Origin of the sequence: Neobacillus bataviensis LMG 21833, assembly GCF_000307875.1 — a bacterium.
GTDB lineage: Bacteria > Bacillota > Bacilli > Bacillales > Cytobacillaceae > Neobacillus > Neobacillus bataviensis.
In genome coordinates this window covers 36761-61263 of the sequence record NZ_AJLS01000060.1, presented here as the reverse complement: position 1 = coordinate 61263, position 24503 = coordinate 36761, and the positions used below count along the sequence as shown (strand labels likewise).

Annotated in this window: 25 protein-coding genes; 16 read left to right on the top strand and 9 right to left on the bottom strand. The window is 41.9% G+C overall.

Annotation, left to right across the window (positions count from 1 at the left end; all coding sequences use genetic code 11):
* Positions 1 to 473 precede the first annotated feature (473 nt).
* The 12 genes from BABA_RS11620 (at position 474) to BABA_RS11565 (ending at position 12848) form a co-directional block, all read left to right on the top strand.
* On the top strand, positions 474 to 941 hold the full coding sequence (locus BABA_RS11620) for a VanZ family protein (protein WP_007085383.1): 468 nt from the start codon (positions 474 to 476) through the stop codon (positions 939 to 941).
* A 366-nt stretch (positions 942 to 1307) separates the two neighbouring features.
* Positions 1308 to 2852, top strand: coding sequence for a glutathione ABC transporter substrate-binding protein (locus BABA_RS11615; RefSeq protein ID WP_211214180.1), 1545 nt, complete (start codon positions 1308 to 1310; stop codon positions 2850 to 2852).
* A gap of 120 nt (positions 2853 to 2972) precedes the next feature.
* Entirely contained in the window at positions 2973 to 3896 is a 924-nt protein-coding gene (gene nikB / locus BABA_RS11610) for a nickel ABC transporter permease (RefSeq protein ID WP_007085381.1), read from the top strand.
* A gap of 12 nt (positions 3897 to 3908) precedes the next feature.
* Positions 3909 to 4805: an ABC transporter permease gene (locus BABA_RS11605; protein ID WP_007085380.1), complete on the top strand. Its 897-nt coding sequence runs from the start codon at positions 3909 to 3911 to the stop codon at positions 4803 to 4805.
* Between the two features lie 15 nt (positions 4806 to 4820).
* A complete protein-coding gene (locus BABA_RS11600) occupies positions 4821 to 5810 on the top strand; it encodes an ABC transporter ATP-binding protein (protein ID WP_007085379.1) in 990 nt (329 codons plus the stop codon).
* Positions 5803 to 6774, top strand: a complete 972-nt coding sequence (locus BABA_RS11595; protein WP_007085378.1) for an ABC transporter ATP-binding protein — start codon at positions 5803 to 5805, stop codon at positions 6772 to 6774. Before BABA_RS11600 ends, BABA_RS11595 begins: the two co-directional genes overlap by 8 nt.
* Positions 6775 to 6798: 24 nt before the next feature.
* A complete protein-coding gene (locus tag BABA_RS11590) occupies positions 6799 to 7674 on the top strand; it encodes a sugar phosphate isomerase/epimerase family protein (protein WP_007085377.1) in 876 nt (291 codons plus the stop codon).
* Positions 7675 to 7724: 50 nt separating this feature from the next.
* Positions 7725 to 8783, top strand: a complete 1059-nt coding sequence (locus tag BABA_RS11585; protein ID WP_007085376.1) for a Gfo/Idh/MocA family protein — start codon at positions 7725 to 7727, stop codon at positions 8781 to 8783.
* A gap of 3 nt (positions 8784 to 8786) precedes the next feature.
* The gene (locus tag BABA_RS11580; RefSeq protein WP_007085375.1) at positions 8787 to 9674 is read left to right on the top strand and encodes a sugar phosphate isomerase/epimerase family protein; all 888 of its coding nucleotides are present in this window, start codon (positions 8787 to 8789) and stop codon (positions 9672 to 9674) included.
* Between the two features lie 187 nt (positions 9675 to 9861).
* A complete protein-coding gene (locus tag BABA_RS11575) occupies positions 9862 to 11016 on the top strand; it encodes an ROK family transcriptional regulator (protein ID WP_007085374.1) in 1155 nt (384 codons plus the stop codon).
* A gap of 27 nt (positions 11017 to 11043) precedes the next feature.
* Positions 11044 to 12051: an asparaginase gene (locus tag BABA_RS11570; RefSeq protein WP_007085373.1), complete on the top strand. Its 1008-nt coding sequence runs from the start codon at positions 11044 to 11046 to the stop codon at positions 12049 to 12051.
* Positions 12052 to 12338: 287 nt separating this feature from the next.
* Positions 12339 to 12848, top strand: a complete 510-nt coding sequence (locus BABA_RS11565) for a DoxX family protein (protein ID WP_007085372.1) — start codon at positions 12339 to 12341, stop codon at positions 12846 to 12848.
* A 104-nt stretch (positions 12849 to 12952) separates the two neighbouring features.
* Here BABA_RS11565 and BABA_RS11560 read toward each other — a convergent pair whose 3' ends face one another.
* The 5 genes from BABA_RS11560 to BABA_RS11540 form a co-directional block, all read right to left on the bottom strand.
* Positions 12953 to 13666 carry an ABC transporter ATP-binding protein gene (locus BABA_RS11560; RefSeq protein WP_007085371.1) on the bottom strand — a complete coding sequence of 238 codons (714 nt, stop codon included), beginning with the start codon at positions 13664 to 13666 and terminating at the stop codon, positions 12953 to 12955.
* A complete protein-coding gene (locus BABA_RS11555; RefSeq protein WP_007085370.1) occupies positions 13659 to 14432 on the bottom strand; it encodes an ABC transporter ATP-binding protein in 774 nt (257 codons plus the stop codon). Before BABA_RS11555 ends, BABA_RS11560 begins: the two co-directional genes overlap by 8 nt.
* Positions 14416 to 15375, bottom strand: coding sequence for a branched-chain amino acid ABC transporter permease (locus tag BABA_RS11550; RefSeq protein WP_007085369.1), 960 nt, complete (start codon positions 15373 to 15375; stop codon positions 14416 to 14418). Before BABA_RS11550 ends, BABA_RS11555 begins: the two co-directional genes overlap by 17 nt.
* A 4-nt stretch (positions 15376 to 15379) precedes the next feature.
* A complete protein-coding gene (locus BABA_RS11545; protein WP_007085368.1) occupies positions 15380 to 16264 on the bottom strand; it encodes a branched-chain amino acid ABC transporter permease in 885 nt (294 codons plus the stop codon).
* A 142-nt stretch (positions 16265 to 16406) separates the two neighbouring features.
* Positions 16407 to 17564, bottom strand: a complete 1158-nt coding sequence (locus BABA_RS11540; RefSeq protein WP_007085367.1) for an ABC transporter substrate-binding protein — start codon at positions 17562 to 17564, stop codon at positions 16407 to 16409.
* 218 nt (positions 17565 to 17782) lie between these two features.
* Between BABA_RS11540 and BABA_RS11535 the strand changes: the two genes are divergently transcribed.
* From BABA_RS11535 to BABA_RS11525, 3 genes are read left to right on the top strand one after another with little or no spacing between them, the layout of a single operon-like run.
* Positions 17783 to 18514, top strand: a complete 732-nt coding sequence (locus tag BABA_RS11535; protein WP_007085366.1) for a (Fe-S)-binding protein — start codon at positions 17783 to 17785, stop codon at positions 18512 to 18514.
* A gap of 1 nt (position 18515) precedes the next feature.
* On the top strand, positions 18516 to 19943 hold the full coding sequence (locus BABA_RS11530; protein ID WP_007085365.1) for a LutB/LldF family L-lactate oxidation iron-sulfur protein: 1428 nt from the start codon (positions 18516 to 18518) through the stop codon (positions 19941 to 19943).
* Positions 19940 to 20659: a LutC/YkgG family protein gene (locus BABA_RS11525; RefSeq protein WP_007085364.1), complete on the top strand. Its 720-nt coding sequence runs from the start codon at positions 19940 to 19942 to the stop codon at positions 20657 to 20659. The genes BABA_RS11530 and BABA_RS11525 overlap by 4 nt, the downstream gene beginning before the upstream one ends.
* A gap of 107 nt (positions 20660 to 20766) precedes the next feature.
* Here BABA_RS11525 and BABA_RS11520 read toward each other — a convergent pair whose 3' ends face one another.
* The 4 genes from BABA_RS11520 to BABA_RS11505 all read right to left on the bottom strand — a co-directional run bounded on the left by BABA_RS11520 (position 20767) and on the right by BABA_RS11505 (position 23151).
* Positions 20767 to 22245 carry a SulP family inorganic anion transporter gene (locus BABA_RS11520; protein WP_007085363.1) on the bottom strand — a complete coding sequence of 493 codons (1479 nt, stop codon included), beginning with the start codon at positions 22243 to 22245 and terminating at the stop codon, positions 20767 to 20769.
* Between the two features lie 177 nt (positions 22246 to 22422).
* Positions 22423 to 22566, bottom strand: a complete 144-nt coding sequence (locus BABA_RS11515; protein WP_007085362.1) for a YvrJ family protein — start codon at positions 22564 to 22566, stop codon at positions 22423 to 22425.
* Between the two features lie 75 nt (positions 22567 to 22641).
* On the bottom strand, positions 22642 to 22860 hold the full coding sequence (locus tag BABA_RS11510; protein WP_007085361.1) for a DUF2922 domain-containing protein: 219 nt from the start codon (positions 22858 to 22860) through the stop codon (positions 22642 to 22644).
* A 72-nt stretch (positions 22861 to 22932) separates the two neighbouring features.
* Entirely contained in the window at positions 22933 to 23151 is a 219-nt protein-coding gene (locus BABA_RS11505; protein ID WP_007085360.1) for a DUF1659 domain-containing protein, read from the bottom strand.
* A gap of 283 nt (positions 23152 to 23434) precedes the next feature.
* On the opposite strand from BABA_RS11505, the gene BABA_RS11500 reads away from it, so the two are divergent.
* The gene (locus tag BABA_RS11500) at positions 23435 to 24493 is read left to right on the top strand and encodes a hypothetical protein (protein WP_007085359.1); all 1059 of its coding nucleotides are present in this window, start codon (positions 23435 to 23437) and stop codon (positions 24491 to 24493) included.
* Positions 24494 to 24503 lie beyond the last annotated feature (10 nt).

Genomic DNA, 24503 nt, shown 5'->3' with positions numbered 1-24503 from the left:
ACTCGCCTTCGATGACTTGATGAAGACCATTTTGCTCAGGATTTTTGGAGTTTTGTCCTTCATCGGCTGGATGAAGACCGTTTTGCTGTGATTTTTCAGTGTTTTGGTCTTCATAAGTATGATGAAGACCATTTTGTCGACGTTCGCAGAGTATTTTGGCCTTCATAAGCATGATGAAGACTATTTTACCGGCATTCGCTGAGTGTTTTGGTCTTCATCGGTATGATTGAACGTTAATTCGTAATATACTCCAAATGCGACTGAATCGCATCCATCGGAATAACTGAAGGGAATTGTTTGGTGTTCACGACAATGGAGCCCTCTAAATACCTTTTTACGATTTTTTAAAAGAAATGAGTACTCTCCTTACGTCTAGCAATGTTTCATGTTCTTTTTCAATCTTATCTGATATCATCAACTTATGAAATTTTGTAGTCTTCAAGTAAGGCGATTCAAGAGAGGAAGTTTACTATATGAGTAATCGAAAGTGGTGGCAAATCGCAACTATTATTTGGATGGTAGTGATTTTTTTGTTTACGCAGCTCCCGTATTTTACAGGAAGCCATACAGCAATGGCCATTGATAAATTGTTTTTTATTGATAAGATTGATTTTTTAAGTTCTCAAGCAAAGCTTTTACTAATTGATTTGTTGAATTTTCTGATTCGGAAGGCGACGCATCTTACTGCCTTTGGCATTCTTTCATTTTTCCTATTTAAGTCGCTGGAACGATTTCGATTTTCATATTTATTTGCCTGGTGTATTACTTTTTTTTATGCGATGACTGATGAGTGGCATCAATCGTTTGTTCCGAACAGGACCGCCTCATTTAAAGATGTCTTGATTGATGCGAGTGGGGCTTTCATTGTTTTACTGCTTACATTCCTTATAAAGGTGAAAAAGAGAAAAAAGGGAAGACCAAGGGGACAGCAACTCCCGTAGAAAGCGGGGGAACCGTCCTCTGCTTCACTTTTTTTATTATTCAAAAAATTGTATTGAAAACGCTTTAAGTGGAAGTTATAATAATCTTAGTATTTAATTAATTTCACCACTGGAGAAATTAATAGAAATATAGAATCATTTTAGGCAATTTTAGGTTATTTCATCATGAGTTACTAACATAGAGAAAATATATAGTTGGATTTTCGATTACTTTTAACAATCTATTTGCATGAATAAGACATTGCTAGAGGTAATCAGGATCATATAATTCAAAGGTATCGCTAGTAAAGAGAACAACAGGATCAACATACCTAAGAAAAAATAATAAGAGGGGGAAATCAATTGAGAAAGGCACACTTATGGAAAATGCTGATGTTAGTTGTCATCTCGGCCGTATTGATTGTTGGATGCTCCAGCAAAGAAAGTACGGGGGAAAAGAAGGAAGGAAGTAAAGCGGTTGCCAAGGATATGGTGATTGCGGTAAATGAAAACTTTATTTCCATGGATCCGCATAATACGGGAGATACCAATTCCAATTCCGTACAATCAGCCATGCTTGAAGGGCTATTGGGATTTGATCCGGATGGAAAGATCATGAAAAAGCTTGCTGAGGATTACAGTATTAGTGACGATGCCTTGGAATATACATTTAAATTACGCCAAGGTGTAAAGTTTCACGATGGCGAAGCATTCAATGCAGAGGCAGTTAAAGCAAACTATGAAAGAATTATGAAGGATGATAGTCTGCGTTTAAACAGCCGTGGATTTAATCTAATTACGAACATTGATGTCATTAATGATTATGAAATTAAGATCACCTTAAAAGAGCCTTATGCAGGGATGCTAACCAGATTTGTATCTGCTAAGATCCTTAGCCCTAAGCTTATTGGTGAAGGAAAAGACAAAATTGGGAAAAACCCAATTGGTACGGGACCGTTTAAATTTGTGGAGTGGGTTCAAGGCGACCATTTGACAGTAGAGCGATTTGATGAATATTGGGATAAAAAAGATCGTGTCCAGAAAATTACGTATAAGCCAGTTCCGGAAAATGGTTCTCGTGTAGCGATGTTAAAAACGGGCGAAGCACAGGTTATCTATCCGCTGCCAAGTCAAAACATTAAGGAAATGGAAAGTGCAAAGGATGTAAAAGTTGAAAAAATTCCATCGACCATTGCGAATTATGTATCGATTAATACGATGAAAAAACCTTTCGATGATCCGCGTGTCCGTCAGGCAATGAACTATGCCGTAGATAAGGATGCCTTTATCAAGGTAGTGAAAACAGGATTTGGTCTGCCATTAGACTCCATTCTTCCTAGCAAAACGCTTCATTATAGCAAGCAAGAAATGTACAACCCAAATATTGAAAAAGCAAAGCAATTGTTAAAAGATGCAGGACTTGAAAAAGGATTTAAAACAGAGATCTGGGGTAATACCAACTCTGATACGATGAAGGGTATGCAGTTCATCCAACAGCAATTAAAAGCAATTGGTATTGATGTAGAAATTAAATCAATGGAAGAAGGCACTTTATCAGACGAGATTTATGGTGCCCAAAAACCGGAAGATACCAAATTACAAATGTGGTATGTAAGCTGGTCAGCTTATCCTTCTGATACAACCAATGCTACAAAGCCGTTATTCTATAGTGGTTCATTCCCTCCTAATGGAGCAAATACGGCTTACTATAAAAATGATCAAGTGGATCAATGGATTGAGGAAGTTAACAAAACGGCTGATCAAGGAAAACAAGCAGAGATTTATGGCAATATGCAATCCACCATCTATAAAGATGCACCATGGATTTTCCTAGGTGTGGATGAAATCTTGGCAGGTAAACGAACAAATGTGGATGGTGTCATCATTACGCCGGATGGTGGAATTGACGTTACCGATGCAAATTTAAAGTAGAGTGTAAACACGAACAAACGTCGTAAGAAAAGAGGCGGAGGGATTCATCCCAAAGCTTCTTTCCTTCTTTAGAAAGGATCTCTAGGGCCTTGCGCTTTTTTTAGAAAGGGGTTATCAAAATTGCTCCAGTTTATTATCAAAAGAGTTTTGGAAATGATTCCTATTATCTTCATCGTTTCAATCTTAATCTTCTTTTTTACCCACTTAATTCCGGGGGATCCGGCACGTTTGGTTGCAGGTAAGGACGCTTCATTAGAAGAGGTATCCATCATTAGAGGAGAGCTTGGTCTCGATAAACCGATTTGGGAACAATATGCTACCTACATGGGCCATCTATTTCAGGGGAATTTAGGTACCTCACTGAAGACTGGCCTGCCTGTTATGGATATGTTCGTTGATCGATTTATGCCATCCATTTATTTGACATTATTCAGTATGGTTTGGGCCTTAATCATCGGTTTAGTGATTGGTACCCTATCGGCTGTTTTTAAAAATAAATGGCCAGACTATCTCGGAATGGTGACGGCCGTCTCCGGAATCTCTTTACCGGGATTTTGGTTAGGGTTAATCCTCATTCAACTATTCTCCGTCCAACTCGGATGGTTTCCAACAGGCGGCGCCGACGGGTGGAAAAGCTATGTCTTGCCTTCCATCACCTTGGGAGCGGGCATTATGTCCATGCTTGCCCGATTCACCCGATCCTCTCTTCTTGAAACGCTGAAAGCGGACTTTATTCGTACAGGACGGGCAAAAGGACTAAGAGAGTCTGTTGTCATACCTAAACATGCACTAAGAAATTCGTTAATTCCTGTCGTTACCATTGCGGGCTTGCAGTTCGGTTTTTTATTGGGCGGATCGGTTGTCGTAGAAACGGTGTTTAGCTTTCCAGGAATGGGACGCCTGTTAATTGATTCCATTGCCTTCAGGGATTATCCAGTTATTCAAGCTGAATTATTACTATTCTCCGTTGAATTTATCATCGTCAATTTAATTGTAGATATTTTATATAGTTATCTCAATCCGAAGATTCGTTATGTCGCTTAGAGGAGGGTAGTCATGGAATTATCCAAAGTAGTAAATCAGAACAGCACGTTGAAACACAAGAAAGAGTATTCACCGCTAAAAGAATTTTGGAAAAATTGGAGACGGCAGAAGACTGCGTTTTGGGCGAGCTTTTTTATTCTTCTGTTGATCCTAATTGCCATTATTGGTCCATACATAGCACCCTATGATCCATATAAGCCTGATTATAATGCCTTGTTACAAGGCCCCAGTAAGCATCACATTGCAGGTACGGATGAATATGGACGCGATATTTTCAGCCGCTTGTTATTTGGGGCGAGAATCTCGCTAAGTGTTAGTTTTCTTTCCGTCTTTTTAGGAGCCATCTGCGGGACTGTATTAGGTTTGATCAGCGGCTATTTTGGCGGCTGGTTGGATCGGCTGATCATGAGATCGAGCGATGTCATGTTTGCATTTCCTGATATCCTATTAGCCATTGCTATTATTGCAATTTTAGGGCCTGGTTTAACAAATGTCGTCATCGCGGTATCGATTTTCAGCGTACCATCCTTTGCAAGATTGGTACGGGGAGCCACGCTTGAGGCAAAGGAAACCGTCTTTGTTGAGGCAGCTAAATCGATGGGAGCTTCCCATTTTCGTATTATGTTTCAGCATATTTTACCTGAAACCCTTGGCAGTTTAATTGTGTTTGTGTCGATGAGAATCGGAACAGCGATATTAGCTGCCTCGAGTTTAAGCTTCCTGGGTTTAGGTGCAAGTCCGGAAAGCCCCGATTGGGGAGCCATGCTAAGTCTTGGGCGAGATTATTTAGGTACCTCTACACATATCGTCATGATGCCGGGTATTGCCATCTTTTTAACCGTTTTGGCTTTTAATATCATCGGCGATGGACTCCGTGATGTACTAGATCCTAAAACGAAGAATGAGTAAGGGAGTTTGAAAAGGATGGAAAAGCTGCTGCAGGTAGAAAGGCTTGAAACGGAATTTACGAAGGATAAACAAAAACTCAAAATCTTACACGGAGTGAACTTCCACATTCATAAAGGGGAGGTTCTCGGTCTTGTTGGTGAGTCGGGAAGTGGAAAAAGCATTACATCCCTTTCCATCATGAAACTATTTAAAGGAACGAGCGGCAAAATAAGCAATGGCACCATCCGCTTTAATGGGCAGGATTTAACGAATCAATCAGAGGCGGCCATGAGAAAGATTCGCGGAAAACAAATTGCGATGATTTTTCAAGAGCCGATGACTTCCCTCAATCCCGTTATGAAAATTGGGGAACAGCTGCTCGAACCAATCCGTCTGCATTTAGGTTTTGATGCGAAAAAGGCGAAAGAGCACGCCATCTCTATTTTAAAAAAGGTAGGAATTCCAAGGGCGGAAGAAATCATGAGTGAGTATCCGCATCAGTTATCTGGCGGGATGAGGCAAAGAATCATGATTGCCATGGCGATTTCTTGTCATCCACAGCTGTTAATTGCGGATGAGCCAACGACTGCCCTTGATGTGACGATTCAAGCTCAAATATTAGACGTAATGAAGCAGCTTCAAGAAAAAGAAACCATGTCCATGCTATTAATTACGCATGATTTGGGTGTGGTGGCTGAGATGTGTGATCGCGTTGTTGTGATGTACGCTGGAAAAGTGGTGGAGGAGGCAGATGTCTTCGATTTATTTGAGAGTCCAAAGCATCCCTATACAATCGGGTTAATTGGCTCTGTTCCAAAGCTCGGCCATAAAAAGGAGAAGCTTGATTCCATTAAAGGAAATGTACCGAATCCAGGTGCGCTGCCAAAAGGCTGTAAATTTGCTCCGAGATGTGACGCCGTCATGCCGATCTGCCATCAAGAAGAGCCGCCTGAAAGTAGCTTTGAAAATGGCCAATCTTGTAGCTGTTGGCTGTATCAGGAGGAAAGGAGGGGCATTGGTGTCTAATACACTATTAAAAGTTGATGGGTTAAAAAAGTCATTTTCAATACCTGATGGCATGTTTGGGAAAAAGAAAATGCTAAAAGCGGTCCATGATGTTTCCTTCCACATTCCGGAGGGGAAAACGTTTAGTTTGGTAGGGGAAAGCGGCTGTGGGAAATCAACAACAGGGCGGCTGATTTCGCGCCTCCTTGACCCAAGTGAGGGTGAAATATGGATTGATGGGGAAGAAATTTCGCAAAGAAAAGAAGCGCAATTAAAAGTAATGAGGAAAAAAGTGCAAATGATTTTCCAAGATCCCTATGCCTCCTTAAATCCGAGAATGAAAGTCCGGGATATCATAGCGGAACCACTTGCGATCCATACGAACCTATCAAGAGCCGAGCGCTATCAACAGGTTTCTGAAATCTTGGAAATTGTAGGTTTAAGTGAGTACCATGCGAATCGATATGCCCATGAATTCAGCGGCGGCCAAAGACAACGGATCGGGATTGCTCGTGCTCTCATTTTGAAACCGAAGTTGATTATTGCGGATGAACCGGTGTCTGCCTTAGACGTTTCCATTCAGGCGCAAATTCTGAACCTGTTAAAGGATTTGCAATCTGAATTTCATTTAACCTATCTATTTATTTCCCACGATTTAAGCGTGGTGGAACACATAAGTGATCATATTGGGGTTATGTACCTGGGTACCATAGTTGAATCTGGCCCGAAAGAGGTTATTTTCGCTAACCCAAAGCATCCTTATACAAAGGCTTTGTTGTCATCCATTCCGATTCCGGATCCAAGGTTGAGAAGAGAAAGAATTATTTTACAAGGTGATTTGCCAAGCCCAGTGAACCCCCCATCAGGCTGCCGATTCCATACACGTTGTCCGATTGCGAAGGATCTATGTAAGACTACCGAACCAGCTGTTCACAAGGATGATGGAAAGGGTCATATGGTAGCCTGTCATTTCGTAGAATACTAGTTTATTAAATAGGAGTGATTGTTCATGAAAGTTGGATTAAGTACTTATAGTTTAGTAAGGGAATTACGAGCAGAAACCATGACTGTATTAGATGTTATCCAATGGATTGCTGATAATGGCGGGGAGCATATGGAGATTGTACCGTATGGTTTTACGGTTGTGGATCAAGAAGAATTGGCTGATCAAATAAGAGAGAAAGCGGCCTCCCTGGGGATTGAGCTTTCTGCTTATTCGCTGCCAGCTAACTTTGTCCAGGAAACAGAGGAAGCTTTTGCTGAAGAAGTAGAGCGCATTAAAAAACATGTTGATATTGTGAACCGTTTAGGCATTAAGATCATGCGTCATGATGTAACAGCATTTACGTTAAAGCCAGAAGAAATGACGATTCATTATTTTGAAGAGCACTATGAAAAAATGGTTAAAGGAAGTCAGTTGATTGCTGATTATGCCGCACAATACGGAATCACCACGACAATTGAAAATCATGGGTTTAATGTGCAAGCAAGTGACCGTGTGCAAAGGGTCCTCCATGGGGTGAACCGTGATAACTTTAAAACAACGCTTGATGTGGGAAATTTCCTTTGTATGGATGAAGACCCGCTTGTAGGCGTGAAGAGAAATCTACCATATGCCGCTACTGTTCATTTGAAAGACTTCTATATTCGTCCTTACTATGAAAACCCAGGCGGCGGTGAATGGTTCAGAACGGTCAATGAAAACTATTTACGCGGAGCGATTGTTGGTCACGGTGATTTGAATATTCGAGAGATTTTAAGATTGGTTAAAGGCTCAGGCTATGACGGCTATTTAACGGTGGAATTTGAAGGAATGGAAGATTGTAAGGTAGGGTCAAAAATTGGGATGGACAATGTAAGAAGATTGTGGAATGAAGTTCAGTAACTACTAACCGCAAACTAGGGTCATTTTTTAGCCTCGAAAGGAGAATCGATTTGAAACAATTACGAGTTTGTGTGATTGGTGCCGGTTCGATTTCTGATCTGCATTTTCAAGCCTATCGGAATAACCCGGATGCTGTTTTATCTGGTGTTTTTGATTATTCAAGGGAGAGGGCGGAAGAAAAGGCCCAGAAGTATGGAATTGACCATGTGTATAACTCTTTAGAGGAGGTATTTAACGACTCCGATGTAGATGCTGTAAGTATTTGTACATGGAATGATACCCATGCTGAAATTTCTATCGGCGCGTTAAAAGGGGGAAAGCATGTTTTAGTAGAAAAGCCATTATCGATGACGGTAGCCGAAGCCGTGAAAGTGGAGGAAGCGGTACGAAAATACAACAAAACATTGCAAGTGGGATTTGTTAGAAGGTTTGCGACCAACACGAAGGTACTAAAGTCGTTTATTGACAGTGGGAAATTAGGGGAAGTCTATTATGCTAAGGCCTCGTGCTTACGTCGTTTAGGGAACCCAGGCGGTTGGTTCGCTGATAAAGAACGCTCCGGCGGCGGCCCATTGATTGATCTAGGTGTCCATATTATTGATATTTGCTGGTATCTAATGGGGCGCCCAAAGGTGAAGACGATTTCCGGAAATACGTATCGTCAGTTAGGAAACCGCGGGAACGTGGAGAATTTACGCTTTTATAAGGCAGCAGACTATGATAAAGGGAAAAATACGGTTGAAGATGCCGCCAATGCCTTGATCACATTCGAAAATGGTGCTTCCTTGCTCGTTGATGTTTCTTTTACCCTTCATGCTAAGAGAGATGAAATCCAGGTAAAATTGTTCGGCACGAAGGGCGGGGCTGAATTAGAACCGGAATTGGTGTTAATTAGTGAAGAAAATGATACCATTATTAACATTCACCCGCAGATTGATCACCTGAGCTTTGACTTCACTAACGCCTTTCAAAACGAAATTGATTCCTTTGTCACGTGCTGCTTAACGGGAACAAAACCACTTGCACCTGTTGAAGATGGTGTTGAGATCATGAAAATCTTGGCGGGAATCTATGAGGCCTCTGAAAAAAAGTGTGAGGTGACTTTTTAACTGATGACAACCATAAAGGTGAGTAATAAAATAGGAATAATGGTCGATAGCCTGCGGCTGCCACTCCGTGAAGGGCTGCAAACAGCAAAGGAAATGGGAGCAGAAGGTGTGCAAATTTATGCTGTTACCGGCGAAATGGCACCGGAAAATTTAAGCGCTGCTTCTCGCAGGGAGTTAAAAACATATATCGAATCTTTAGGATTAGACATCACAGCGCTTTGTGGGGATTTAGGTGGCCATGGATTCCAGGATGCCCAGCAAAACAAAAAGAAGATTGAAAAGTCAAAACGGATTTTGGATTTGGCGGTGGAGCTGGGGACGAGTATCGTCACTACTCATATCGGTATTGTGCCTGAGGAAACGGACAGCCCTGTTTATGAAGCGATGCAAACCGCTTGTGAGGAATTGGGTATTTACGCCAGAAGTATGGGTGCCTACTTTGCGATTGAAACAGGTCCTGAAACAGCCTCACGATTAAAATCCTTTTTAGATAGCCTAAGTACCAATGGTGTTTCTGTTAATTTTGATCCAGCCAATATGGTGATGGTTACCGGGGATGACCCTGTTGCCGGTGTTAAGCTCCTCAAAGATTACATCGTCCATACACATGTTAAGGACGGGATTCGAATAAAACCAGTAGATCCTCGTGATGTGTATGGTGCCCTCGGCTATGGTGCAGGTACAGACCATGAAAAAATTGCCCAAATGGTGGCATCTGGAGAGTATTTTAGAGAATTACCGTTGGGTAAGGGGGGAGTTGACTTTCCGGCCTACTTTCAAGCCCTTAAGGACATTAAGTATGAAGGCTATTTAACAATAGAGCGTGAGGTCGATACCAATCCGGTTCAAGATATTTGTACGGCTATCGAATTTATTAAGGGATTTCGATAAGTCTATCTTAAAGATCGCTCACATTTCTCATCCATCCAAGGGAGTTCCATTTGCGATTCTCTTCGGATGGATAGGAAAGGTTTAAAAAATGATGAGGATGCCTCATGAGTTTAATGCGACCCCAGTTGAGACATCATCATGATTTTTTAAGGGCTACTCAATTTTTATGAAAAAAGGAATGTAAACAATGGAAAAACAAGATCAGCTTTTAATGAAAAAACAAAATAAAAACTTAGTCCTTGATATTATTAAAAATAAATCTCCGATCTCTAGAACGGAAGTTGCGAAAGTAACGGGAATGAGTCCAACCTCCATCACTAGAATCGTCAGCGAGTTACATTCCCAGGGGTTTGTGAGAGAAACGGAACTGGTTACATCTGGTGTAGGCAGAAAGGCAACCTTACTGGATGTTTGCAGAGATGTTCTTTATACCATTGGAGTAGAAATCGACAAACTTATTATTAAAATCGGTATTGTCGATTATGTGGGAGAAATGGCGGCGTGGTTAAGTATTCCGCGAGATGAAGCTGAGAGTTATGATGAAACGCTGATGAAAGTAAATAGAGGGATGCGTGATTTAATTGAAAAGCATCAACTCCCTTTTGAAAAGATCATTGGCATTGGAGTAGGTCTTCCAGGTTCCATTGACTATATGAATGGTTTGGTAAAAGTATCGGATCAGCTTAAATGGAAACATGCACGCCTAGCGGATGACCTGAAGCGGCTGACCGGATTTGATGTCATCATTGATAATGAATTAAAAATGAAAGTTATCGCCGAAAATTTTAAGGGAATGGCAAGGGATTCACAAAATGCCGTTCTGGTTGGTATTGGATCAGGTATTGGAGCAGCCATCATCCTAAATGGAGAAATTTATCGAGGGGATTCCAATAATGCCGGCGAGATTGGCCATACGGTCATTGACCCAACGGGGAATGTCTGTAATTGCGGAAAGATTGGCTGCCTTGCCACGTATATTTCTGAAGGTGCCATTATTGCTGATAGCAAGAAGATAAAAAATATCCAGTCGATTGATGAGGTTTTTGCTGCCTATCGAAAACGAGATTCGTGGGCTATAAATATTATGGATCGAACGACAACGTATATCGCACTTGCCCTAAGCAATATCTTATGCCTGTATAACCCGGAAGTCATTATCTTAAGCGGAGATACGATTGAAAAGCTTCCTGAATTAAAAGGAGAAATTGAGCGAAAATGTGAGTTATATATTTGGGAGCCAATAAAAGATACACTAAAAGTCGTTTATTCAGGGCTAAGCAATCAGGGGGTAGTACTTGGAGCAGCACTTCAGGTGCAAAATTCCTTGTTAGATTTAGATTGAAATTGTTACTTGGGAGATGTGTAGGAAATGAACTATGTTCAATTAATTGAAGAAACACGGGCCGGACTGGTTGAAAATGTGCATTTCGGGATGATTTGCGGGGTGAATGATCAATACCAAACGGTCTGCCATGCAGGAGATCAGGATCATTATACTTTTTATCGATCCGCATCAAAGCCCATTCAGGCCATTCCGGTTTTTTTATCAACGATTATTTCTAAATATGGTCTGACAAGGCAGGAAGCAGCCTTATTTACTGCTTCGCACAGAGGGGAAACGTATCATATAGATGCCCTTGAATCGATGTTGTCCAAATTGCCCGTCTCAGAAGAGGATTTATTTTGCCCGCCTTCGTATCCTTTAAATGTAGCACCCCGGGAGGAAATGTTACGAAAAAATATGGAGAAAAGAAGGCTCTACCATAACTGTTCGGCTAAGCATATGGGTTTCGTCAGTGTTTGCCGAGAGCTTGGGTATCCAGTTGAGGGATATTGGGAAGTAGACCACCCACTCCAACAGCAAATTTTGACGATCCTTTCCGAATTATCGGAAGTACCTGTTTCCGATATTACCATTGGCAAAGATGGCTGTGGTGTCCCTGTCTTTGCCATTCCATTAAAGAATATGGCGATTACCTATTTAAAATTAGCATGCCCGGATTTAATCCAGGATCCATTGCTTCAAAAGGCTGTTAAAGAAATGACGAGCGTGATGAATGAATATCCGCAGATGGTTGCTTCGGAGCGATTTATTTGTTCCGTTTTGCTTCAAGATTCAAATATCATCGCTAAGGGCGGGGCGCAAGGGGTTTATTGCTTCGGCTTGAAAGACGAAAAACTTGGCTTTGCCTTAAAAGTCTTAAACGGTTCAGAAGATGTATGGCCAGCTATCGTAGCATCCATTCTAGAACAGATCAACTACCACAACAAAGAAACCATAACCAGATTAAAAGAACTAAAACCATCCATAATAAAAAACGACGCAGGAAATCAAGTCGGAACAATTAAAGAAACGTTTTTATTAACTCAGTGGTGAAGCAGGGGACGGTTCTTCCGCTTCATTTCCATTTCAATCGTAATAAATAAGGGTTCAATTCCGCTGCATAGTCAGCGGGACTGAACCTTTTTCATGTGGATTTAAAGTTAGTTCACAATAACGTCAAGACTTTGTTACTAATTTGTGAAAACCATCACAAGTACCTTTCTTACCTTTAAAAAGGTGATAATATATAAGTGTAGTAAGAAACAAACAAGATCTTGTAAATCAAAATGTGAAATAGTGAACAAACTTATTTTTAAAAATCCAAAGGGAGATGGAGTACCATGTTAAATCTTTTAAGAAAAAATACTATTGTTGCCGGGATTTTAGCTATCATTCGTGTTTATATAGGGTATCAATTTTTACATGCAGGTTATGGAAAAATAACAAGCGGCGGCTTTGATGCAAGTGGATTTTTAAAAGGTGCGATTGCTTCTAGCACGGGGGAACACCCAGCGGTACAAGGCTGGTGGGCAACATTTCTAGAGCAAGTTGCCTTGCCAAACGCGGATCTGTTTTCTTTCTTAGTGCAATGGGGCGAAGTGCTCGTCGGAATTGCGTTAATCCTAGGCCTGCTTACTAACTTTGCGACATTAATGGGAATGTTCATGAATTTCGCCTTCTTGTTCAGTGGCACCGTGAGCACGAACGGACAAATGATTCTTCTAGCCTTCTTCGTCCTTGTAGCCGGAGCAAATGCTGGTAAATTTGGGTTAGATCGATATGCAATGCCAATTGTACGTAAGTATTTTGCAACTAAAGGTCATCATAAAAAAGGCACGAGCGTTGCTTAAGTACAAAATAAATTGATTGAGCGGAAACTTTTGGTTTCCGCTCATTTTTTTGTGCTTCTATCCGAAATGATGCAGAAGAACCGTCCCCTGCTTCAGACAGGGTGTCAGGCACCAGATTTCCTTCCAAGATAAGCTTCCACAATTTTCGGGTCTTCTAATAAATCCTGTGCCGGACCATGGATAATGACTTTTCCAGTCTCTAGCACGTAGCCATAATCAGCGACCTTCAACGCCTGCTTAGCATTTTGTTCAACGACAAGCACGGTGGTTCCGGCATCCTTAATTTCTTTAATAATCTTAAAGATATCCGCCACAATCAAAGGAGCGAGCCCCATCGAAGGTTCGTCAAGCAGCAGCAGTTTAGGCTTTGACAGCAATGCCCGAGCAATCGCAAGCATTTGCTGCTGTCCTCCTGAAAGCGTGCCGCCAAGCTGAGCTTTCCTTTCCCGCAAGATCGGAAACCTCTCCATAACCCCTTCGATATCCTTTCCAATTTCCTTATCGTTACGCTGGTAAGCACCCATTTCCAGGTTCTCCATCACCGTCATGCCTGATAAAATCGCCCGGCCTTCAGGAACTAAAGAGACTCCTCTCTTCACAAGCTGATCGGGCCTAAGCCCGGTTATATTTTCCCCTAAAAATTCGACGGTACCGTTTTTAGGTTTCAATAACCCAGCGATCGTTTTCATGGTAGTCGTTTTTCCGGCCCCGTTTGCACCCAGAATGGCAACAATTTTCCCTTGTTCCACTTCAAGGCTGACACCTTTTAGCGCCTGGATTTTTCCGTAAAATGTCTCGATTCCAGAAACTTTAAGCAATCTCATCATCCCCCTCTGAACCGAGGTAGGCTTCAATAACCATCTGGTTGTTTTGAATTTCCTCAGGCGTGCCTTCAGCCAGTTTTCTACCAAAGTTTAAAACGGTAATTTTATCACACAGCTTCATGACAAGTGGCATGTCATGTTCAATTAATAGGGTTGTAATGCCTCGTTCTTGAACCTTTTTAATTAAAAAATACAATTCGTCGGTTTCGGATTCATTCATCCCTGCAGCGGGTTCATCTAATAATAATAGTTTAGGGTCGCTGGCTAAAGCCCTTGCAATTTCCAGCCTTCTTTGCTGCCCGTAAGCTAAGTTTTCAGAAACTGTCTCTTCGTATTCAGATAAGCCCACTAATTCTAGAAGTTCCTTTGCCTTTACACGTAATCTTTCTTCTTCTGTACGCTGCGATTTTGTCCCAAAAACACCGCTAAAAACGCCAGATTTACTGCGGGAGTGCCCCCCGACCAACACATTTTCCGTAGCCGTCATTTGTGAGAAAAGGCGAATGTTTTGAAAGGTTCGGCAGATTCCCTTATTTGTAATCTTATACGGTTTAAGACCGGTAATTTGTTCATCAAGAAAGGTAATTTCACCCGACGTCGGGGGGAACATATTTGTAATCATATTAAACATGGTCGTTTTTCCTGCTCCGTTTGGGCCGATAAGACCATAGATTTCTCCTTCCTCGATGGAAAAAGAAACATCGGTTAAAGCAGAGATGCCGCCGAAATTCTTAGAGATGTTTTTAATGTTTAGAACCATGGTTACTCCTCCTTTTTCGCAACTGTAACTTTTGTAAAAGGGGAACATCAATAATTCCCTGCGGACGGAAGGCCATCATTAATACTAAAACAATCCCATAAATCATATAACGATATTCGCTAATAAATCGTAGGACCTCTGGCATCAAAGTCATAAAGATTGCCCCGAAAATAGAGCCCCAGATGACATCACTTCCACCGAATACCGCGAAAATAAGAATATCAACTGCGCGATGATAAGAGAAATCGGCCGGACTGATATATCCCATGATATGTGCGAATAATGCACCTGCAAAACCTGCGAAAACTGCACCTTGCGCAAAAGATAAAACTTTGTAATACGTAATATTAATTCCCATTGCCTCTGCCGCTTTTTCATCCATTTTAATAGCTGCAAAAGCCCGGCCGACACGAGATTTATTTAGTCTAATCAAGAACCAGATGAGAAAAATATTAATAAGTATCAATAGAATCAGGACAATTAAATAAACAAATTGATTGTTTTTTAGACCGATTGAAAGGGGACTGAATCCAGCATCCCTAGAAAACTTAAGTAATTCTCTACCAATTTGGGGGATACCTGAAAGACCGACTGCCCCTTTGGTAACAGACTCCCAATTGATTAGGAATACCCTTATTACTTCCCCGAAGCCAAGTGTTGCAATTGCTAGATAAACCCCCGTTAACCTAAGGGATGGAATACCGATTAGAATACCGATTATCCCGGCAACTAATGCCCCTGCAATGATGCCTGCGATAATCGGCAAATCATAGTTAATGGTGAGTATCGCAGATGTGTAGGCTCCAATTCCCATGAACCCGGCAGACCCTAGTGAAAGCTGTCCGGAAGATAGGGTAATATAAATACTCAAGCCTAGAATAATGTTAATCATGATAAAAGATCCAACTTGAAGGTAGTATGGATTTATAAAATCTCCAAGCATATCATCACGGCCTTCCCTCTGATGTCTTTTGGCCGAATAATCCCTGCGGCCGTACTAAAAGGATCACGATGATTGCGATGAAGGCAATAGCATCTCGATATCCTGAATCTCCATATGCAACCATGAGTGTTTCAGCTAAACCAAGAATTAATCCTCCCGCCATTGCGCCTTTCACACTGCCCATTCCGCCCAAGATGATAATGGCAAGCCCCTTTAGCCCGATGGATAAGCCCATCTGCGGATTCACCGAGTTAAATGCCATTCCAACCAGAATGCCAGCAATTCCACCCATAGCGGAGGCCATCACAACTGTTAAGGTGATGATCTGTTTTGTATTGACACCAAGGATACTGGCAGTGTCTAAGTTCTCCGCAGTCGCACGGAGCGCTTTCCCTGCTCTTGTTTTGGAAAGCCAATATGAAAGTGCCATCATTAACACCACTGAAATCACAAAAATCACGATTTGCACTACATATATGGTGATGGAACCGATTGTAAAATGAACTTCGGCAAAAGCATTTTTAAAAGGATGGTTTCCGGCACCGAATAAATGGTGTGATAGATTTTCTAGAAAAATCGATACCCCGATGGTGCTGATTAATGGGGCAAGGTGTGAGACACCCTTTTTGCCGCGCAGCGGTCTTAATGCAAATTGCTCAAGCAGATACCCTAAAACAGCGGTGACAATGATGGCAGCAAGAAATGCCATCCAAATGGGTAAGCCCAATGTACCTGTTACCACGACGCCGATAAAAGCGCCGATCATAAAGATTTCGCCATGTGCCATATTAATGATGCCTAGAACTCCAAAAACAAGTGTAAATCCGAGGGCAACGATGGCATAGATGCTTCCAAGTGTTATTCCGTTTATTAATTGCTCCAACAGCAATTCATCTCACCCTTTAACTAAAAAAATTCCCCCCGTCATGATTTGCATGGGGACGGTTCATCTATTTCCTGCCACATCAAGAACAGGTTAAAGTAATGTAAGGAGGGCACTATTAAAGTGCCCTTCATGTTCAGCTTATTTTTTATTCGAATAATTGGAATTTCCCATCTTTGATAATCAGAACGGTTGGTTCCATGACAACGTCACCGTCTTTATCAAACGAGAAGTTACCAAGTATGCCTGGGAAGTTCTTGATTTTAGCTAGCGCATCGCGAAGTGCATCACGGTCAGCTTCTCCTGCATTTTTTAAAGCTTCTGCATAAATATAAAGCGCATCATAGGCTTGTGCAGCAAATTGGTCTGGCTTTTTACCATATTCAGCTTCAAATTTCTTTACAAAATCTTGTACTTTTTGATCTGGTTTGTCTGCAAACCAAGGTGTCGCAACAATTAATCCATCGGCAGCTTGACCGGCAATGTCAATTACCTGCGGCGAGTTAAATCCATTTCCGCCTACGAACGGTACATCAAGTCCTGCTTTTCTTGCTTGGTCCATGATGACCGCACCTTCATTGTATAATGCCGAACAAAGAATCAGATCCGGCTTAAGCCCTTTAATTTTTGTCAATTGTGCGTTGTAGTCTGACTGCCCTTTTTGGAACGTTTCAATCGTTAAGATGTCAAGTTTCATGTCTTCGGCAGCTTTTTTCATCGTGTCAAATCCGGACTTTGTAAACACATCATCGTTCCCGTAAAGAATGGCAACTTTCTTTACATCGTATTTATCAACAGCTTTTTTGAGCGCTGTCGGAATAGCCAGTGCTTCAGGTAATGAGTTTCTGAAAACATAATCACCAATCTGTGGAATTCCTTCTGCTGTTGTGGACGTACCCATAATCGGAATACCGTTCATATCTGCTTCTTTACCTACTACGTTCATTTCTGTACTTAAAGTTGGCCCGATTATTCCAACAATGTCATCATCACTCATTAATTTTTGAGCGGCAGATAATGCTTGCTCTTGTTTACCAGCTGAGTCTTCAGTCACTAGGTCGATTTTGACATCGCCTTTTGCATTAATTTCCTTCTGAGCTAGTTTCAAACCATTGGTAATTGCTTCGCCATAAGCAGCACCAGGGCCGGTAATATAGGAGATTACGCCAAGTTTCGCACTGACCTTATCACCTTTAGCCGAATTGGTCTTACTTGTTTTCTCTGAACTATTGCCGCTGCATGCCGTTAAAGCCAAAAGCAATAGAACAGTCATTAATAGAAATCCCTTATTAAGATACCTTTTCAATTCTATCTCCCCCTTTTTTGAAAATTCCATATAATCTATTAAATAATAAGATTCAAATAATGTAAACACTTTTCGACAATAACTTTATAGTTGTTGTTAATTATCGAAATTTTCTTTATACTATCAGGATATAAGTTAAGATTTGGAGAATAGTCTAGCACAGGCGCTAAGCGACACCCGCGCTTTTTCTTATTAAATTTAAATGGAGATGAATGAATATGAAAGTAGCCTTTTTTGCCACCTGCTTAGTGGATATGTTCCGTACAGATGTTGGAAAGTCTTCAGTTGAATTATTGGAATATCTCGGCTGTGAAGTGGAATTTCCGAAGGGACAAATTTGCTGCGGACAACCAGCCTATAATTCCGGTTATGTGAAAGACTCAAAAGAGGCAATGAAGCATATGATAGAAGTCTTTGAGGATGCTGAATATATTGTCAGTCCTTCGGGCTCGTGTGCCTATATGTTCAAAAAATATCCGGATGTATTTCAGGGAGATCCAATCTGGGAACCGCGAGCAAAAAGGGTCGCTGATAAAACCTATGAACTAACGCAATTTATCGTTGATGTACTTCAAGTGGAGGATGTCGGTGCTGTTTTTGAAGGGAATGTAACCTATCATATGTCATGCCATATGACGCGTTTGCTTGGCGTGAAAAGCGCTCCCATGACACTTTTATCGAATGTGCGCGGCTTAAAATACACTCAACTGCCAAATAATGACACTTGCTGCGGCTTTGGCGGAACTTTTTCTGTAAAAATGGAACAGATTTCTGAACAAATGGTTGATGAAAAGGTTCAGCATATCATTGAAACAGGCGCAGAATATTTAATTGGAGCGGATGAAGGCTGCCTTATGAATATTCGCGGACGGGCAGAACGCGTAGGTGCAAATGTGGAAGTTCTGCATATTGCTGAAATCTTAAATAAACGTAAGACAGAGGTGAAATAATATGCCAATGAAAGTAAGCAGTGAGCCATTTAAGAGCCGTGTTGATGAAGGCATACAAAACACTTTCATGCGCGGAGCTGTATCAGGTGCACAGGATCGTTTAGAGGTTAATAGATTGAAAGCTGTAGATGAATTGGGCGACTGGGAAACATGGCGCTTACTTGGAGAGCAGATTCGCCAGCATGTTCTTGAAAATCTTGATTACTATCTGACGCAGCTGAGCGACAATGTTGCCAAGCTTGGGGGATATGTGTACTTTGCTTCAACTGCTGAAGAAGCGCGTGAATATATTTCTAGTGTTGCTAAGCAAAAAAATGCAAAAAAGATAGTCAAGTCAAAGTCGATGGTAACAGAAGAGATTGATCTCAACCATCATTTACTGGCAAACGGCCTCGACGTTGTGGAAACCGATTTAGGAGAATATATTTTACAGCTTGATAACGATCTTCCCTCACATATTGTCGCACCTGCATTGCATCGCAATAAAGAACAAGTGCAGGAAAGCTTTCACCATCATCATGGCTATGAAGGTTCGTCGCGTCCTGAGGATTTGACAAAGCATGCGCGTAAAATGCTGCGGAACGATTATTTAACAGCTGATATCGGCATTACAGGATGCAATTTTGCAGTTGCCGAAACAGGATCAGTGTGTATCGTAACAAATGAGGGAAATGCGGATCTTTCAACCTCTCTTCCGAAAACGCAAATTACCGTGATGGGGATGGAGCGTCTCGTACCGACCTTTGAGGAGCTAGAAGTGCTTGTTAACATGCTGACAAGAAGTGCTGTCGGACAAAAATTGCCAAGCTATGTTACGGTGCTAAGCGGCCCTCGTCATGAGGATGATGTCGATGGCCCAGAGGAATTTCATTTAGTAATTGTTGATAATGGACGTTCTGAAATAGTAGGGACAGAGTTTCAAGCGATTTTACAATGTATCCGCTGCGGTGCTTGTGCCAATGTTTGTCCTGTATACCGCCATGTGGGCGGCCACTCCTACGGTTCGATTTATTCTGGCCCAGTTGGAGCGGTGCTTTCTCCGCTGCTTGGAGGGTATGATGAATATAAAGAATTGCCTTTCGCATCAACACTTTGCGGAGCATGTACCGACGTCTGTCCGGTGAAAATTCCGCTTCATGAATTGCTTCATCAACATCGTCAGGTCATTGTTGAAAAAGAAGGCCGCTCTCCATTATCCGAACGCTTCCTAATGTCCATTTTTGGAATGGGTTCTTCTTCATCTGGCCTTTATAACATGGGTTCAAAAATTGCTTCAAAAGCATTAAAGCCAATTATTAAAGACAGCCATATTTCCAAAGGAGTAGGCCCGCTGAAAAATTGGATGGAAGCACGCGAATTCCCTGCACCAAATAAAGAGCGTTTCCGCGACTGGTTTGAAAACAGATCAAAGGGAGGAAACGGATCATGACAGGCCAAATTCAAAATCGCCAAGCATTTATAGAAAAAATTTCACAAAAGCTTAAGCGCAGTGAAGTGCCGTCCGCTATCGAACGGCCACAGTGGGCATACACGCCGCAGTATAATGTATTGAGGGATAAAACACAGGACGAACTGCTCGAGGTTCTGCAGAAGCAATGTAAATTGATCAATACAACATGTAAGGTCACCCAGCTCGCTGATTTGCAAGAGGCTGTCTATGAGACTATTCAATCATATGGCGGCGGCCCGGTCATAGCCTGGCAGGATGAACGCGTTCAACAGTACGGATTATCCGAACTTTTCAATGAACGTCTGCCAAAAGAGCAGGTAACTGTCCACATCTGGGATCCGGTAATCGGTCGTGAAAACATCTCGCTTGCTGAAAAAGCTAATATCGGAATTACCATTGCAGAGCAGACACTTGCTGAATCGGGAACGGCTGTCCTTTTAAGCCATAAAAATCATGGCCGCACCGTAAGCTTTTTGCCGGAGAAATCAATTATTTTAATACCAAAGAGCACCATTGTTCCAAGGATGACACAGGCTGCTGTTGAAATTCGCAAACGAATTTTGCAAGGTGAAAAGGTACCATCATGCATAAACTTTATATCTGGGCCAAGCAACTCAGCTGATATTGAAATGATCCTGGTCGTTGGTGTACACGGCCCAATGTGCATGACATATATTGTTATTGATGATTTGTGAGAAACCATTTGGAAGATTGGATACCTTTTAAAAGGACTGGGGGTTCGTCCAATGTCACTCTATATTAAAAAAACACGCTGAACTCATTTCAGCGTGTTTCGTCTTTTTTAGAAGTTTGAAGCCTTTTCAAGTCCATCGGATGTTTTATGAACGGCAAGTTTTTCTAGCAGTTTCATGCTATCCGTATTGACCCCTTTAAGATTCACTTTTACTCCATTTTGCTGGTATTTCATGACCACTTTATCGATCGCCCCTATGGCAGAGTCGTCCCAGAGGTGGGCGTTGGTTAAATCGATTTCGATTTCAGTTACATCCTCTTTAAAATCAAAGTGATTGAGAAAGTCTGTTACGGATGCAAAGAAAAGCTGCCCTGATACTTGATAAATTTTTCGATGTGACCCTTTTGGCGAAACAGTCTTCATGCCGACCTTCGAAATTTTTGAGGCAAAGAATATGGCGCTCAGGATGACCCCGCACACAACGCCAATTGATAGATTATCCGTTGCCACGACGGTAATAACGGTAACAATCATCACGACCGTATCTGATTTCGGCATAACGGTCACTTTTTTCAAAGATGACCAGTCAAATGTCCCAATGCAAACCATGAACATGACCGCAACTAATGCGGCCATCGGAATTTTAACAAGGACATTATTTAAAGCCACGATAAGAATCATTAAGAACACCGCAGCCCAAAAGGTTGAAAGTCTTCCGCGGCCGCCTGATTTCACATTAATTCCGGATTGCCCAATCATGGCACAACCAGCCATTCCGCCAAATAATCCGGAAACCATGTTGGCGATCCCTTGCCCCCGGGCTTCCTTGTTTTTATCACTCCCGGTATCTGTCAGATCGTCGACAATCTGTGCAGTTAACAGCGACTCAATCAATCCAACCACTGCGATGCCAAGTGAATATGGGAAGATGATACTCAGTGTTTCGAGCGTAAAAGGAACGTGTGGGAGCCAAAATGCAGGCAATGCTTGTTTTAACTGCCCTAAATCGCCGACTGTATTGACGTGTGCACCCGTTACCACCGCAATAATGGTGATAACAATAATCGCGACAAGTGGGGAAGGAACGGCCTTTGTGATCCGAGGAAACAGATAAATGATCGCTAATCCCCCGGCAACCATGGCGTACATGACCCAGGATTGGCCTTTAAAATGGGTTAATTGTGCCATAAAGATTAAAATAGCTAATGAATTAACAAAACCAATCATGACCGAACGAGGAATAAACTTCATTAAACGAGCGACCTTCAAAGATCCAAAAATAATTTGTATTATCCCCGTTAGGATGGTGGCGGCTAATAAATACTCTAATCCGTGATCCTTCACTAAGCCGCCCATTAATAGCGCAGTTGCTCCAGTAGCAGCTGAAATCATCGCAGGTCTGCCGCCTACAAAGGCAATCACAAGGGCAATGCAAAAGGACGCATATAAGCCAACCATTGGATTCACGCCTGCAATGATGGAAAAAGCAATAGCTTCTGGAATCAGTGCTAAGGCCACAACCGTACCTGACAGAATGTCGCCCTTTATATTTCCGAACCATTCATATTTAATTGTCTCTACATTCAACAAAATAACACCTCTACTTTTCTATTATTTTTGACTTTCAACCCTCATGAAAGTCGGGCCGTTGTAAACATATGAAAGTATACATGAATGTGACAATTTTGTGAAGAGGTGGATTTTTCCGGGGGGAGGGGAGAACAAAGAAACCAGCTGGTACGATTCCAGCTGGTTCCTTTTGTTTCATAGTCTCTCCCGCATCCGCTCAGGAAGAGTCTGAATCGACTGGACCACTAAATCAAGCTTTGCTTCAATTCGGTAAAGCAGATAAAGGGTCACGACAATCGGGAAGCCCACCTGGCTGATGATTGGAATGAGCTGTTCCACTTTTCACACCTCCTTTTCTGGCTTTTAAAAAAGAGGCCGGCTTCATGAGAATCCGGCCTCTCTCAGTTATTAAGCTTAGGCAAGCTCGTAATCTGTTACATTGCGGTCGATCACGCGTGCCCCTTTTGCAGCAACAAACCTGCCGCTAGTGGTTGTAAACACGTCCGATGCAATCATTTGCGCCATCGATAATTTTACAACTTCCTCATCAATCGGCTCTTTAGGACTATCGACAGTAATACGCGCTGTCTTCCCAAACTCCGTTCCAAACTGCAACTCCAAAGTCTTCGCCATTCCATTCACCTCCCGTCGTTTATGTTTCCACTACAGTACTAGTAGAATTGGTGTCAGGCACCATTTCTGAACCTAGCCGATGATCTCGGAGCTGTCGTTGCGCTCGATTTTGTTTAGCTGGTCTTTGCATAATGCAGCGATTGCTTGTGCTGCCTGGGCTAGTTGATCTGCGGTTGCTGCTTTTGTGACGTTGTTAAACGTTTTCGCTTTGTAGATTGGCTTGCCTTCGTCATCGATGCCGGCCTCAAACACCAAGCGAAGCTTCGTTCCTTCTAATAACGCTTGTGCCATTGTCTCTCACCACCTTTCACCTTTTATATAGTAGGAAGTCGGAAAAAAGGACAGGGTGGGAAAAAATAATATAAAAAGATTGGCGATAACACGGCCCTGAAAGGTATATTTATAAATTTTGGAAGAATGGACCCTTATCGTTAATCTATAAAAATGGTAGAATGATTTGGTAGAAACTATTGAAATAATCAAAAAGTAGGTAACGATATATGTCGAATAGACTCGTCATAAATGAATCGTCCGCAGTGTTTTTGCGGAGAAATGCAGGAGTTGACCTTATGAAATGAATCCTACCTTAACTAATTTTCATAACCGCCGATTTGAATGGGCTTTGCAAGCGGAAAAAGAATTCCTGGAGCGCTTTGCAGGGAAAACAGAGTCTCCCGCCATAATGGAGGAGATTTCACAAAATCACGAAGTGAATGAGCTATCCATCAATCGTCTTACGAAATTGTATAAAGAAGCAGAAGTAGCAAGTAAGCTTGAACTCGCGCAGTACGAAGAAAAAATGAAACAGCAGGATGAATTAATCAAACGACATCAATTTTTACAAGGGCAGGAATTGGAAGAGGCTGAAGCGCAGGAAAAGCAGATTTGCAATGAAATCGATGCGTATGAAGGTTTTTTGAAAAAGAATGAATTAAAAAATATGGATCCTGACCATATTAGGGAATTGGTCAATGACATTATCGGATATACTCCCGATCATCGAAAGGCGAGTATCATTAATGGCGATGTGGAACGATTGCAGGAAAATGTGGCCAGGGAACTAGAGAATAAGTTTAGGAAAGCCAAACAGGAAGCTGGCATGTTAAAAATAGAGATTAGCCATTTACTAGAACTTCCTTATTTACCTCCGATTCCGAAAATTGAGCAAAAGATTGACGCCTTTTGGCTAAAAAGCACTTATGAAAAGGCAATCTTCGAGATCCGCAGCATCGCCTATGATTGGGTGACCGAGATGTATCAAAACTATAATCTGCTTCTAGCGCCAATTCTTAAGGAAGCCAGTGGGCTAAAAGAGCAATTTTTCCAAGAGGCTGAGGCCTTGAAGCTTGGGAATTCAGAAAAAAAGGCAAAGCTGGAAGAGGAATTAGCGAATTATCAAGGGCAAAAAGTGGAGCTTGATGCCTGCTATCAGAAAGTCTACCAAGTATGGAACCAAGATCGTGAGCATATAGCACAGCTGCAAGGCTATTTGATCAAGTATTGGTTGGAGTATAAGGAAGAGTTACAACAGCATTTCCGGTATGGAAACGCGGAAGAGCGCTGGCTTGCGGGACAATATTTGCAGTTATTAAGGCAAGATGGCGAGGAAATAATTGAAGCTTTACATGAATGAGGAGGGCGGC